General features: G+C 66.4%; 10 protein-coding genes. 1 reads left to right on the top strand and 9 read right to left on the bottom strand.

Annotated features, from left to right (window positions below):
- The 5 genes from QZY44_RS27665 to QZY44_RS27685 all read right to left on the bottom strand — a co-directional run.
- Window positions 1-4,230, bottom strand: a 4,230-nt coding sequence (locus QZY44_RS27665) for an Hpt domain-containing protein (protein ID WP_295455694.1), incomplete at its 3' end; no start/stop codon positions are given.
- Window positions 4,231-4,252: 22 nt separating this feature from the next.
- The gene (locus tag QZY44_RS27670) at window positions 4,253-6,271 is read right to left on the bottom strand and encodes a methyl-accepting chemotaxis protein (protein WP_295455696.1); all 2,019 of its coding nucleotides are present in this window, start codon (window positions 6,269-6,271) and stop codon (window positions 4,253-4,255) included.
- A 99-nt stretch (window positions 6,272-6,370) separates the two neighbouring features.
- Window positions 6,371-6,925 carry a chemotaxis protein CheW gene (locus QZY44_RS27675; RefSeq protein WP_295455698.1) on the bottom strand — a complete coding sequence of 185 codons (555 nt, stop codon included), beginning with the start codon at window positions 6,923-6,925 and terminating at the stop codon, window positions 6,371-6,373.
- A gap of 22 nt (window positions 6,926-6,947) precedes the next feature.
- Window positions 6,948-7,403 (bottom strand): response regulator, encoded by a 456-nt coding sequence (locus QZY44_RS27680; protein WP_295455700.1) that lies wholly within the window; start codon window positions 7,401-7,403, stop codon window positions 6,948-6,950.
- Between the two features lie 144 nt (window positions 7,404-7,547).
- On the bottom strand, window positions 7,548-7,985 hold the full coding sequence (locus QZY44_RS27685) for a response regulator (RefSeq protein ID WP_295455702.1): 438 nt from the start codon (window positions 7,983-7,985) through the stop codon (window positions 7,548-7,550).
- Window positions 7,986-8,393: 408 nt separating this feature from the next.
- Here QZY44_RS27685 and QZY44_RS27690 point away from each other — a divergent pair, with 408 nt between their 5' ends.
- Window positions 8,394-9,590 carry an alkaline phosphatase family protein gene (locus QZY44_RS27690; protein ID WP_295455704.1) on the top strand — a complete coding sequence of 399 codons (1,197 nt, stop codon included), beginning with the start codon at window positions 8,394-8,396 and terminating at the stop codon, window positions 9,588-9,590.
- A gap of 102 nt (window positions 9,591-9,692) precedes the next feature.
- Here the strand turns inward: QZY44_RS27690 and rpoH are convergent, their stop codons facing one another.
- The 4 genes from rpoH to ftsY all read right to left on the bottom strand — a co-directional run bounded on the left by rpoH (window position 9,693) and on the right by ftsY (window position 13,770).
- Window positions 9,693-10,532: an RNA polymerase sigma factor RpoH gene (gene rpoH, locus QZY44_RS27695; RefSeq protein ID WP_295455706.1), complete on the bottom strand. Its 840-nt coding sequence runs from the start codon at window positions 10,530-10,532 to the stop codon at window positions 9,693-9,695.
- Window positions 10,533-10,864: 332 nt separating this feature from the next.
- Window positions 10,865-11,830 (bottom strand): permease-like cell division protein FtsX, encoded by a 966-nt coding sequence (gene ftsX, locus QZY44_RS27700; RefSeq protein ID WP_295455709.1) that lies wholly within the window; start codon window positions 11,828-11,830, stop codon window positions 10,865-10,867.
- A gap of 5 nt (window positions 11,831-11,835) precedes the next feature.
- On the bottom strand, window positions 11,836-12,504 hold the full coding sequence (ftsE, locus tag QZY44_RS27705; protein WP_295455711.1) for a cell division ATP-binding protein FtsE: 669 nt from the start codon (window positions 12,502-12,504) through the stop codon (window positions 11,836-11,838).
- A 30-nt stretch (window positions 12,505-12,534) separates the two neighbouring features.
- Window positions 12,535-13,770, bottom strand: coding sequence for a signal recognition particle-docking protein FtsY (gene ftsY, locus QZY44_RS27710; protein ID WP_295455713.1), 1,236 nt, complete (start codon window positions 13,768-13,770; stop codon window positions 12,535-12,537).
- Window positions 13,771-14,299: the final 529 nt, after the last annotated feature.

The following is a 14,299-nucleotide window of genomic DNA, read 5'->3' on the forward strand; positions in this document are numbered from 1 at the left end:
CACCACCACGGGCTCCGGCACCACCACGGGCTCCGGCACCACCACGGGCTCCGGCACCACCACGGGCCCCGGCACCAGTGCCGTCGTCGGCTCCGACATCGGTTCACGGGGGAACTGCACCACCGGAGTAGCCGACTCGGGCACATTCGTCGGCCCGAGAGACTCGCCACCCGGCCGCGCAGCAATAGGTGCGCCTGACGACGCCAGGGCGAGGGCTGGCACAGGCCTCAGGTCGGCGTCGGCCGTCGGCTCCGCGCTCGCGGCGGCCGCGCAGGCGGCGGCCCATGCGTCCGGGGATAACACCTCAACTTCCACGGCACCCGCATCCACAGGGTCCCGGAACGACCACTCTTGGACGTGCAGTGGCACGAGGTCGTTAGCGAACTCACCGCCATCCTCGACCAAACCGAGCGGCAACTCACCTGATTCCAGATGATCTTCGAACGCCAACCCGAGGTTGATCGCCCCCAGGGATTGCTCCAACTCGGCGACCAAGGCGTCCGCGGCGACCTGGGTGGACGTGTATGACAGTGGCACCCGATCAGCAACCAGGTCCAGCTCTTCGACCAACCCCATGGCCGCATTGGTATCAGTTTCGTCCACGGGGGCCTTGAGGGCACCGTCAGCGAACATCGGCTCAGCAACCAAGTCAGGCATCAGGCCGGACCGGTCGTCGAGGGAACCCACCGCGCCATTGGCATCCGTGTCGCCGACACGGCCAATCAGGATACCCTCACCGCGCGCCGACGCGACCGGCTGACCGCCGGACATCGGCATCAGGTCCGGCAGGTCCGGCAGGTCATCAAGGGATAGCACCGGCGCGTGGTCATCCAAGGTCCCCTCACCGAGTACCGGCGCGACAGGCTCGCCAACCGGCGTCGGCGTCAAGTCTGGCAAGTCTGGCAAGTCTGGCAGGCCGCCAAGGGACAGCGCTGGCTCATGTTCATCGAAGGGGTTAACGAAGGCCCCCTCACTGGGTACCGGCGCGACGGACTCGCCAACCAGCGCCGGCGTCAGGTCCGGCAGTTCCGGCAGTTCCGGTAGGTCGTCAAGGGACAGTGCCAGCGCCTGGTCATCGAAGGAGTTAACGAAGACCCCTTCACCGGGTACCGGCGCGATCCGCTCGCCAACCGGAGTCGGCGTCAGGTCTGGCAGGTCTGGCAGGTCTGGCAGGTCATCAAGGGACAGCACCGGCGCCTGGTCATCGACGGGGTTAACGAAGGCCCCCTCAGCCGGTACCGTCGCGACCAGCCCGCCAACCGGCGTCGGCGTCAGTTCCGGTAGGTCATCAAGAGACAGCACCAGCTCATGGTCATCGAAGGGGTTAAGGAAGTCCCCCTCAGCGGATACGGGCGCGACCGGGTGGCCCACAAACACCGGCGCTGATGCCAACGGTGCTTCGCGTTCCGGCACCGCCTCATGGCCGTTGGCGGGGACCACGAGGGCACCCTGCACGAGCCCCACGGGGTCGCTGACGAGATCGCTGGTCAGTGGCTCCACCACTGGTCCGACCGACGCTGCGGGCGTCACCTTCGCCGGGCTAGCGAAGGCAGCCAGATCGGCTGCCAGGGCGACCAGGTCAGCGGCGGCAGCACCGGCCGTCGGGAACTCTGCGACACGTCCCGCAATACCCTCAACGGCGCGACCCAGCAGGGCCAGGAGCGGGGCAGGTAGGCTTAAGGAGGCGGATTGCAGCGCCCGGAACTGTCGCTCCAAGGCCTTTGCCACGTCTGCGATGGAGTCGACGCCTGCCATGCGAGCGCTCCCACTGAGCGTGTGCAACGCGCGGACGGTGTCCTCATCCGGGGGCAGATGTGCCACCCGCGCCCGTGCCAGAAACGAACGCACGGTATCCAGGTGCTCCAAGGTCTCCTCGCGGAAAATCTCCAGCAACTCGTCGTCCGCGGCGAACATGCTGCCGTGATCGGTCAACCGCGGGGCCGCGGTCGCGTCGAGGTCCTGCGACCGGGGCTCGCCCGAGGCGGGGTCGGCCCGCCCCGCTGGCGCATCAGCCGCGGGCGACGGCTGGCTTGGCACCTCCAACCACGAACTGATCGGGGCCGGGGTTGGCGCAACGGCGGACGCAGCCTTACCCGATGATCGGCCAAACTGCGACGCGCGCGCAACCAGGTCGGCGATGTCCAGGGGGCGCCGCTGCGCCTCCGCCGCGACCAAGTCAGGCAGCCGCTCGACCACCTCGCCCAAATAGGCCACGAGCCGTGCATCCGGCATGAGGGTCAGTTCGAGCAATTTGCTGAAGAGACCCTCGGCGGCCTGCGCAAGGTCCCCAACGCGAGCGGCACCCACCATTCTGCCGCTGCCCTTGAGGGTATGAAAGCTGCGACGCAGCGTGGTGAGCGCGACCTCATCCGCCGGATTGGATCGCCAACGCACAAACTGCTCGCCGATCGTCTGTGTCTCCTCCTGCGCCTCCTCCAGAAAAATTTCAAGAAATTCAGGCGAGATACCGCCGGCCGGACCGGAGCCTGCGAGCGGTGGTGCAACGGCGACCGGGGCCGACCCGGCGTCACCGGGTAGCTCACTGGGCGCTGGGACTGAACGCGGCGGCGCAAGTGCTTGCGCAGCGTTGCCGAGCAGTCGTTCGAGCGCGCTCACCGCGTCCCCAGCCTGCCGGACCAGGTCCTCGTCGGTGCCCTGCCCTTCCTTGAGCTGATCAATGTGCAGTTCCAGCGCGACGATGGCATCCGCCAGTAACTCGAACTCCCCCCCCTGCGGCCAGCGATCCGCCGCCAGGTAACAACGCCGCACCAGGCCCGCGATGGCCTCGGCGACCTCCCCCGCCGAGGCGTCACCAAGGATATGCAGCGCCCCGGCCACGCTGGAGAGGCGATTCGGGACCTGCCGGAAGTTCTCCGGGCGCGCACCCGGGGATTGGCAGTCAAGGATCGCCTCTTTCACATGCACAAACTCGGCGCGCGCCTCCCGCAGGGTGGCGGTCAGCAGCTCGGCGCTATAGGGACTGGAGGCAGCGCCGTCACCCAACGACGACTCGCGACGCTCGGCATAGCGCTGCATCACTGACTCGATTCCGAGCAGCTCGGCCGCCAGGGGCTCCAGGCCCAGCACGTCCTCGGCGGCATCGGCCATGGCCAGTGCGCTGAAACCATCCGCCAGCAGGCGCAAACGTTCAGGCAGTTGGCCGGCATCGGCGACATCCAGGGTGCGTGCCAGATTAAGCAGGCCGGCGCTGATCTCGGCCAGTGGGGTACGATCCTCGCGAGCAGCACGCACGAACAGTTCCAGCTGCCCCTTGAGCGCCACCAGTTCGCCCAGCATTGCCTGTGCCAGGCCCGCCAGCGCCGCGGACGCCCCCTCCGGAGGCAGCGGCTGCACCTGCACCCGACCATAGCGGGCCTGGAGCTGCGCCACCAAGGGTGTTTGGACCGCCGCCCTGGTAGCCGCGTCCAGAAATGCATCGATCAATTGCTGCACGTCGCCGCCCGGCCATTCGGGGGGCACGTTGGCGAGTGGTTTGAACACCCGATCCAGTCGACCGACCAGGACCCGGTCGGGGGCCGCGGCGACGCCTTCACCGCCCTGCAGGCCGACCGCATAGGCCTGCGCCAACGCGAACAAGTCCGCCAAGTGCCCATCTTTCAGGTAGCGGTGCAACTGGTCGAACAGACGCGCGAGCTTCGCCAACCCATCCCGGCTGGTCGCGGGGCGGTACCACTCGACCAGATCCCGATGAAAGTGCGGCCGGACCTTACGAAATAACGCGTTGAGTGGCCCGAGGGTCGGCGGCGGTGCCGGTGCCGTCGCCGTCGCCTCATCCTGCGCCAGGACCGCCCCGGGACCCAACCACTGCGCCGCATCCAAAGGCGCCGCATCGCGGGCGTTGCGCAGGTCATTGATGGTCGGCAACAGACTCACGCGGGGGGGCACGGCGCCCGCATCCAACCGATCCAAATGATTGGGGAGTTGAATCAAGGCCAACATCATGGCCTCAGTCGCCGCCTGCACACTGCCTACCGCCCGATCGGCCATGGCATCGCACAGGTGCTGCATCTCTTCGACGAGGCTTGCAGGGCCGGTGAGCTCCAATGCGAGCAGGACGCCGCGGACCTCGAACAGGGCTTCGACCGCATCGCCCAGGGCCGCCGGCTCGCCGGTCTGCCCATAGGCATCCATCAGATCAGTGACCCGGCGCAGGGTCGTAGCGATCTCGCCCTTGACCCACCTCAGACCACCGCCAACCTTTTCTACCATGGGATAAGGCCCTTGACTACCGTCAAGGCAGCCTGAAACCCGCAACGGAGAGTTGCAGTTCGGCGGCCAGGCTGACCAGTGCCTCCACCGCCTGCGCGGCGCGTCGTGTATCGTCCGCGTTCTCCTCGGTGATGCCACGGATGCCCTGCACCGTCGCATTGATCTGCGCGGATTGGCGCGATTGGCGTTGGGCAGAGTCGGCGATGCGTTTGGTCAGGTCGGCGATGTAGGTCGAGACGTTTTCGATCTCACGCAAGGCCTCACCGGCATTCTCGGCCAGGTTGGCTCCCGCCACCACGCCCGCGGTGCTGGTCTCCATGGAACTCACCGCCTCATTGGTATCCGCCTGGATGGTGCGCACCAACACCTCGATCTGCTTGGTCGCATTACGGGAACGCTCGGCCAGGCGCTGCACCTCGTCGGCAACCACCGCGAAGCCGCGACCGGCGTCACCGGCCATGGCCGCCTGCATAGCCGCGTTCAGGGCCAGAATGTTGGTCTGGTTGGCGATGTCGTCGATCAACTCGACGATCTCACCGATCTCCTGCGAGCTCTCGCCCAGTCGCTTGATTCGCTTGGCGGTCTCCTGAATCTGTTCGCGGATGGCATCCATACCCTTGATCGTGGCACGCACCGTCTGGCCACCCCGACCCGCGACCTCCACCGAGCGCGAGGCCACCTCGGCCGACTCGCCGGCATTGCTGGCAACCTCGTCGATCTGCTCAGTCAGGGACTGGATGGCACCGGAGGCGAGCACGACCTGATCGGCCTGCGCCACGGCGGCCTCGGTCAAGCGCACGGCGATCGCGCTGCTCTCCTGAGACGACTGTGCGACCTGCTCCGCGGTGGTGTTGATGGTGGTCACCAAGACCCGCAAGGCATCCACCGCATAGTTGATCGAGTCGGCGATGGCGCCGGTCTTGTCCTCCGTCACCGTGGCCTCGACGGTCAAGTCGCCGTCGGCCAGGTTGCCCATCTCGTCCAGCAGCCGCAGGATGGCCTGCTCGTCGCGCTCGGTCTGGGCGCGCGAGTCCGCCTCACGCCGTTCCGCCGCGCGGATCGCACGGGCACCCAGCCCGAGCAGTCCGAGCAGGGCCAAAGCGCTGAACAATGGGACGAGCCAGAAGCCGAGCGTCAGCGGACCGAGGCGCATCGCGGCCTGTTCCACCTGGCCAAGACCAACCACCAAGTTATCGAAGGCGACATCAAGTGCCTTGCCCGCCGTCTGGAGCGGTGCCACGGCGTCGTTGGCGGCAAGCACCCCAGGCGGCAGTCTCAGCAGTTCACCAGTGCTCGGGCGCAGCGTGGCAAAGAGTTGCGCGGTCTCCTCTAAGGCCGCGCGCGCCTGCGACTTGCTGCGGGCGCCGGCCTGTTCGATCAGCGTCTGCAGGTGCGACGCAAACTGCGCGCCCAGGGTATTGGCCGATTCGCTGGCCGCGATCTCTGAGGCCCCACCGTCCAAGACCTGGTCCAGGATATATTTCAACGTCTCGATGCGGGCCAATTGCCGACCCGCCTCGAAGGCCTGATCCGCTGGCGCGCCATCCGTCACGACCAGCGCGGCGGCGCGGCTCATCGACGTCCCGAGTTCGGACAATCGGGCGGCGGTGGCCTTGTACTCTTCACGCGTCGCGAGGATATCCGTCTGCGCGTTGAGGATACTGACCACATACTCGCGCGCGCTCCGCCAGGCAGTCCCCGCGGCCTCCAGTTGCGGTTTCAGCGCGACCGGCGCACGCGCATTCAACGCGTCGAGGCCGCGCTGCAAGCGATCCCGCTCGTCGGGCAACCGGCCAAAGGCAGCCTGGTCGCCCCCGACCGCCTCCATGGCCGACTGGACCAAGTGTTGGCTCAGCGCCTTTTGCTGTTGCGCCGTGGTGACCACGGACAGCAGGCGCACGTTCGCGTCGTCTGCATTGCGCAACAGGATATAACTCGCCAAGGCCAGGGCCGCGCAGACTAAGGCGAACAGCAACCAACCGATGGTCGCCCCCCTGAGACCGTCCGCCGCGGATTTGCCCGCCCACAACTTGGTTCGCATCGCCATCTGATTTAGTTACAACTTGATTGGTTAATTAGGAATTGTATTTGGTTGCAGCACGCGCAACCGGCGCGGCTGCCGCTGGCGGCGGCGCCGACCTCAGACCGACCCCAGACTCATCAGCGGATCCGCCAGCAAACGCCCCAGCGCAATGACCGCCACCACCGTGTCGTCGAGCGGAAAGGCCGCCTGGGCAAAGGGCCGCAAAACCCCCAACTCGGCCGCCGGTTCGGCCAGACACTCCGTCACCGCGAAGCGACGAATGCCGATCACCTCACTCGCCACCAAGCCGGACGGCAGACCGTCCTGACGCACCACCAGCACGCGATCGGCATCCCGGCGCGTCGGGACACCGCCCTGCGTCAAGGCAGCCAAATCGAAGATCGGCAACAAGGTGCCGCGGTTGTTGGCGACGCCGAGCACCCAACTCGGGGTACCGGGCAACGGGGTCAGATCACCTGGCACGGTCAAGACCTCGGCGATCTGATCCAAGGGGGCGAGCAGGAGGCGCTCACCGACCCGAAACAGTATCCCTACCCAGCGCTCCACCGGTGGCGCCTGCTGCGGCAGGCGGGTCGGGAGCGCACGCAAACGCACGTCGATCCCGGCAATCAGGTCGAACAGTGCGTCGCCCGTGGCGGCCTGCGGTGGCATCTTACAAATCGTGCCGGCCGGACTAACGCTGGAGTACCGCGCGGACGCACTCGAGCAAAGCGGCCGGGGCCACCGGCTTGACCAGATACTCCACGGCACCCTGGCGCAGCCCCCAAGTGCGGTCGGTGGGCTGGTCCTTGGTCGTCACCATGATGATGGGAATGTTAGCGGTGGCTGCGTCCTTATGCAGTACGCGGGTGGCCTGGAAGCCATTGAGCGTCGGCATGATGACATCCATGAGAATGACATCGGGCCGGAGTCGGCGCGCCATCTCAACACCCTGTTCGCCATCGGTCGCAGTCTCGACCTTATAGCCCGCCTGAGACAGGGTATTGATGAAGATCCGCGTCTCGGTCGGTGAGTCATCGACAACCAAGACGGTGGCCCCACCGGCCGCAGGCCTATCGAGGGCTTCGTGGCGCGAGCCATCCTGGGAGTCAGTCGCCGCGGAGCCGGACTTGTTAGAAAAGGGGTTCATAACTGCGCTCTTATAGAGACATTTTTATCGTGGAAGTGTCCATTGGCGACGCTTCATCTCAGACTAACCAAACCCAGGCACGAAACAAGCGTCACAGGCCGTGCCAGCCGATTGAGCATTGATATAGGCAACAGGATACTCGAATCATTGCGGCGGCGCCGGGGGCACCGCTTCCACACGGCGCAGATCGCGCCGCAGATAGCGCCGCACGGCGTCGAGCAACTCTTCACCAGTAAAGGGCTTTGGTAGATAGAGTTCGGCACCGACCAAACGCCCCTTGGCGCGATCGAAGAGTCCGTCTTTGCTCGACAGCATCACCACCGGGGTATGCCGCAGGGCCGCGTTGGCCTTGATCAGGGCGCACGTATGGTAGCCATCCAGGCGCGGCATCATGATATCGACAAAGACCAAGTCCGGCTGAAACTCCACAATCTTGCCCAACGCCTCGAAACCGTCCTGTGCGGTCCGCACCTCGCACCCCGCCTTGGTAAGCAGGCCCTCAGTGGTACGGCGGATGGTCTTGCTGTCGTCGATGACCAGCACCCGCGCCCCGCGCAAGTCGACGCTATCGTCAGCGCTCACCGTCGGCAATCTCCACTGCAAGACCTCACTAAACGCCGGATCATTGGATCGGTGCCGCGGTGGTCGAACCCCAAAGTTGCCACATCTGCATCCTACCTTAGAAGAAGAAGTCGAGCGACCGGATACCCAGTAGGGCGTCAGGAATACTGCTTCATTTTATACCATAGCAGCTGAGCTTTGTCGCGTCAGGCCGCATCAGGGCGCCCCCTGATACTGCGTCAACAACACTTAAACTCCCTGACTAAATGGAAAAAAATAACTTCCCGGCGATTTTCGTAACGCACGGACCGCCAAATATAGACAAGAAACGCCAGGAACTTGGGCGCAGAAAACCCGGGAATAGATGAACACAGTGATACGCTACACGCACGGGCGCGACGGTCGCGCCCCCGACTGACGCAATCCCCGATGACCCCAGACGCCCCGGCTCCCCCCTCCCCGCTCGAGCGCCGCAAACCCGACTATGCGGGCGGCGGCATCGTCAACCTGATGGCCTCAATCATCCAGGCGCGGGGCGGTCGCAGCGACTATCCGCAACTGACCCTGATGCCGGCACTGGAACCGGCACGGGCCACCAATATCCTGCTCCTGGTGATCGACGGCTTAGGGGCAGACTGGCTGGCGGAGCACTCCCCCCAAGGGATCTTGCACCGTCACCAAGTCGGGACCATGACCACCGTCTTCCCCTCCACCACGGCCACGGCCATCACCAGCTTTCTAACCGGCGACGGCCCACTCCAGCACGGACTGACCGGTTGGTATACCTGGTTTGCGGAGCTCGCTTGCGTGATGACGGTCTTGCCGGGCGTCCCCCGCTACGGCGGCGTACCCTACCGCAAGGCCGGGATCGACCCCCGACGGCTCTTCGGGCACCGCAGCGTGTTCGACCGCATCCGCACCCGCGCCCTGGTGGTCAGCCCCAACCGGATCGCCCGTTCCGACTTCAATCTGGCCCACACCGGCGCCGCGCAGGTGCTGCCCTACGCGGACCTGCACGACCTGTTCCGCCAGAGCGCCCGGGCGCTGCGCCGCGACCGGGTGCCCAAGTATCTCTATTGCTATTGGCCGGACCTGGACTCGATCGGCCACCACCAAGGGATGGGCAGCGCGGCAGCGGTGGCCCACTTGCAGCAGATCGAGCAAGCACTCGCCGACTTTCTGGTCGCCGCCGCCGGGACCGATACCCTGGTGCTGGTGACGGCCGATCACGGCCAGCTGGATACCGGCCCCGCCGACCTGATCGACCTGGCGGACCACCCGGACCTGGCCGACTGCCTGGCGCTGCCGCTGTGCGGCGAACCGCGGGCCGCCTTCTGTTACCTGCGGCTCGGACGTGAGCGCCCTTTTCTTGACTATTGCCGCGGCCCCTTAGGCGACTTGGTCGAGGTCTGCCCGAGCCGGGACCTGATGGACGCCGGTTATTTTGGGCTGGGCCCGGCCCATCCGCGCTTCACTGAGCGCATCGGTGATTACTGCCTCCTGCCCCGGGGGCGGCGCATCCTGCGCCAGTTACTCCCATTCGAGCAGCCCAAGCCACTGATCGGCCAGCACGGCGGCCTGAGCCGGACGGAACTGCTGGTGCCGCTGTGCGCCCTGCGGGCATAACGCCGAACGATCCGCGTGAAACGAGGCCAAAACAAAAGGCCCGCACACGGCGGGCCTTGACTGGGTGCAGACGCCGCGGTCTGGCGGCGCCCGGGCAGTGGCTTAGATAGCCAGTTGCAGGCGCAGCTTCTTCATGGCGTTCTTCTCGATCTGGCGAATCCGCTCCGCCGAGACGTTGAATTGCTGCGCCAGTTCATGCAGGGTCTGCTTCTTCTCGGTCAGCCAGCGCTCGGTGAGAATCACCTTGCTGCGCTCGTCCAGACCCTGGATGGCGGCGTAGAGTCGCTTCTTATCGTTGCGCTCGGTGTCTTCGCGCTCCAGCATCCGGAAGGGCTCCATGCGCGTATCCGGCAGGTAGGTCGAGGGCGCGGATGGCGACTCGTCGTCGTCGTCCTCGTAGCCGTCGAAGGCCAGGTCCTGGTTGGACAGGCGCGACTCCATCTCCAGCACGGTCGCGGGTTTCACCCCCAGGTCCTCCGCCACCGCCAGCACCTCGGCGTGGGTGAACCAACCGAGCCGCTTCTTGGCGCTACGCAGGTTGAAAAACAGCTTGCGCTGGGCCTTGGTGGTCGCGACCTTCACGATGCGCCAGTTGCGCAGGATGTACTCGTGGATCTCGGCGCGAATCCAATGCACCGCGAAGGACACCAGCCGCACCCCCATATCGGGCTCGAAGCGTCGCACCGCCTTCATCAGACCGACCGTACCCTCCTGGATCAGGTCAGGCAGGGGCAGCCCGTAGCCGAGATAGCCCCGGGCGATGCGGATGACGAACCGCAGATGGGACATCACCATGCGCCGCGCCGCCTCCATATCGCCATGATCACGCAGGCTCTCGGCCAGGCTGCGTTCCTCCTCTGGGGTCAGCACCGGAATCTGATAGGAGGCGCTGATGTACGCATCGATATTGCCGGTGGGCATGAGAGCGAAATCTTTTGCCATGTGCTTAATACCTGAGTTGGACGCTTGGGATAAAGCCTACCAGAATGCTCTGGCTTTTTCCAGCAACTTTACCCTGGGTTTAAGGGCTTGCCGCTGCAAATGTTAAATAGACTTTATGCAAGGTCTCAGGTTTGCACAAGAGCCCACAGGGCTTGCGGGGCATCGAATGTTCCGATCTTTCCGATCCGCACTGCCGATGGCTGAATCTTTTTCTTTTTTGTCTGGATGTTAGAAACATCCCTTCAGCACATTACGGGTGAATTACAGTCTATCCATCCAGTCGGCAGGCCCACCAATTGGCCGACGGGCCGGCCCGTCGGCGCCCCAACGCCTCAATCGGGCTCCACCCCGCGCAGGTGACGATTGACCGCGATCCAACTCCCCACCAGTCCGAGCGCCATGCTGCCGCCCAGGATGGTCAGCAGCGCGGCCGCACCGAGCCCCGCGAGCGGGAATTCGCTGCGATAGAGGTTGGCGAGCCGGGACACCGGCCCCTGGAGCGCCACCACCGCCAGGGTGACCAGGAGCCAGGCGCTCAAGCCCCCGAGCAGTCCATACCAGGCACCGGCATAGAGGAAGGGCCGGCGGATGAACGAGGCGGTGGCACCCACCAGCTCCATGATCTCGATCTCGCCGCGCCGGTTTTGGATCTCCAGCCGGATGGTGTTGCCCACGATCAGGAGCACCCCTAAGGCCAACAGGCCAGCGAGCAGCAAAACCAGGGTCTGGGCCAGGTCCAGGATGGCCTGGAAGCGCATCAGCCACTGAGTATCCACCCGCACGAAATCCACCTCCGGCAACTGGCCCAGGCGCTCCTGAAGCCCCTCGATCTGCGTGGCCGTGGCGTAGGCCGGCTGGGGGGTGATCGCCAGCACCGCTGGCAGCGGGTTGGTGCTGAGTTGGTCCAGGGCCTCGGCAAAACCGGCCTGCGAGCGGAACTCGGCCAACGCCGACGCGGCACCGATCACCTGCACACGCCGGAACTCCGGCCACTCGCGCAACCGCCCGGCGACGCCCTCGGCGTCCAGGTCGCTGTTGTCTTGATGCAGAAAGAGCGAGATGGCCGCGCCCTGATCCCAGCCGCCGACCAGCTGGCGCAGGTTGTCGGTCAGCACATAGAGCGCGGCCGGCAAGGCCAGCGCGATACCGATCACCGCCACGGTCATGCCGGTGGCGAGCGGTGCACGCAGCAGCCGCCCCAGCGTCGCAACAGCGCTTTGCAGGTGATGGCCTAGCCAGACCCCCGGGAGTTCGAGCAGGCTGGGGGCGCTGCGGCGCCGGGACTGAGTACGCGCCATGGCGACTAGCCGGCCCCGGTGTCTTTGATCAGGCGGCCTTCGCTCAGAACGAAGGTGCGGTGATGCAGGTCACCCACCCGCGCCAGGTCATGGGTGGCAATCATCAGGGTCACACCGACCGCGTGGAAGCGCTCAAACAGGGCAAAGATCTCGCGCGACAGGTCCGGGTCCAGGTTGCCGGTGGGCTCGTCCGCCAGCACCAGGGGCGGGCGGGCGACGACCGCTCGCGCGATGCCAACCCGTTGTTGCTCGCCCCCGGAGAGGGCCACCGGCAGGGCGCGCTCGCGTTTCAGGAGCCCCACCTGATCCAGGGCGGCGCGCACCCGCCGGCCGATCTCCTTATGCCCCAGCCCCGTCACCACCAGCGGCAGGGCGACGTTCTCGAACACGCTGCGATCCGCCAGCAAGCGGTGGTCCTGAAAGATCATGCCCACCTGGCGGCGGTGGTACGGGATCTTGCCCCGCGCCAGGGTGGCGAGGTTACGCCCGTTGACGATGACCTGCCCCCGACTTGGCCGCTCCAGTAGCCCAATGAGACGCAGCAGCGTGCTCTTGCCGGCCCCCGAGTGACCGGTGAGAAAGACCATCTCCCCGGCTTCCATCTCAAAGCTCAGGTCGCTCAGTGCGTCGCCGCGCTCAGGATAGCGTTTGCAGACGTGGTCGAAACGGATCATGCGCGCCGCCCCTCCCGCCGGGCCCTCATGCTATTGACCCAGCAGCGCATCCAGGAACTCATCCGCATCGAATGGGCGCAGGTCCTCGATCGACTCGCCCACCCCGATGAAGCGGATCGGCACCTTGAGCTTTTCCGCGATGGCGAAGACGATGCCGCCCTTGGCGGTGCCGTCGAGTTTGGTGAGCGCGATCCCGGTCAGGGGGATCGCCTGATGGAACTGGACCGCCTGATTCAGCCCGTTCTGACCGGTGGTGGCATCCACCACCAGCAACACCTCGTGCGGCGCCTCGGGATCGAGCTTCTTCATCACCCGCGCGATCTTGCTCAACTCGTCCATCAGATTGGTCTTGGTGTGGAGCCGCCCGGCGGTGTCCGCGATCAGCACGTCCATCCGGCGCGCGGTGGCCGCCTGGAGCGCATCGAAGATCACCGAGGCGGAGTCCGCCCCACCCTTCTGGGCGATCACCGGCACCCGGTTGCGCTCGCCCCAGGTCTGGAGCTGTTCCACAGCGGCGGCGCGGAAGGTATCGCCCGCGGCCAGCATCACGCTGTTGCCCTCCGCTTGCAGGACGCGGGCGAGCTTACCGATGGTCGTGGTCTTGCCGGCGCCGTTGACGCCCACCATCAGGATCACCTGGGGCCGATCAGGGGCCGCCTGACGGACCGGGGTATGGGCGGCGGTGAGGATCAGGCGTAACGCCTCCTTGAGCGCGACGAGCAGCGCCTGCGGGTCCGCCAGCGCCTTGCGCTTCACCCGCCGGGTCAGGTCATCGATGACCCGTGAGGTCGCCTCCACCCCCACATCCGCGGTCAGCAGCAGGGTCTCCAGCTCCTCCATCAACTCGTCGTCGATCTTCTTGCGACCGAGGAACAGGGTGCCGAGCCCGCTGCCGAGCTGGGTGCGGCTGCGCGACAGGCGCTCGCGCAGCCGTTTGAAGAGCCCGCGGCGGACCTCCGGGGACTCCCAGTCCACCGGCTGGTCGTAGACCTGCCAGTCGGGCGCGGCGGGGGGGGGCGTCGGCGCACGCGCGACCGGGGCCGACTCCGGTGTCGGCTGCGGCTGCACGGGCGCCGCGGGCTCGTCCGCTACATGGAAGAGACGCTTGAGTAGGCCGGCCTTGGGCGCGGGGGGCTCGATCGCCACGGGGGTCGGCGCGGGCGGCGCAGCGACGGGCGCTGCAACCGGCTCGGGCTCAGGCGCGCTGATCACCACGGCAGCGGAATCGACCACCGGCGCCGGAGTGACCGCGACCGGGAGCGACATGGGCGCAGGCACCACCTCCGCGACCGGCGGCGGACTGATCTCGGTCGGGGCAGCGGGTGCCTCGGCCATCGGCTCGACGGTTGTCGTGACCAGTTCCGCCGGCTCAGGCGCAGGCGCAGGCGCAGGCGCAGCGACGATCGGCCCCTCGGGTGCCCCCGCCAGCGGCGCCTCGGCCACGGGCGCCACGCCCTCTTCCAGCAGCGGCCCGATGCCCTTGACCCAGCCCAGGTCCTCGTCCTCGCGCGCACCAAACAATCGCTTGAAGAGCCCCCCCTTAGCCTCTGAGGACTCCTCACCGGCAGCCGGCTGCCCGTCCTCGGTCACTGCCGTCTGCTTAAGCTTTTTTCTTCCGAAACCGAACATGGGGGATCGCCAGGGTGCGTGGTGAAAGGAAAACCGTGCGGGCGTGCAATCTTATCAGATCGACCGCCGCCGGGCCGATCCGCACGGCGCCAGCGCCCTCGGGCTTCGATCATCGTTGGGGCCAGCGGCGGTCCGTTCACAACCGTAGGTCGAGGCTTACCGTGAA

This window comes from uncultured Thiodictyon sp. (genome assembly GCA_903837595.1).
GTDB lineage: Bacteria > Pseudomonadota > Gammaproteobacteria > Chromatiales > Chromatiaceae > Thiodictyon.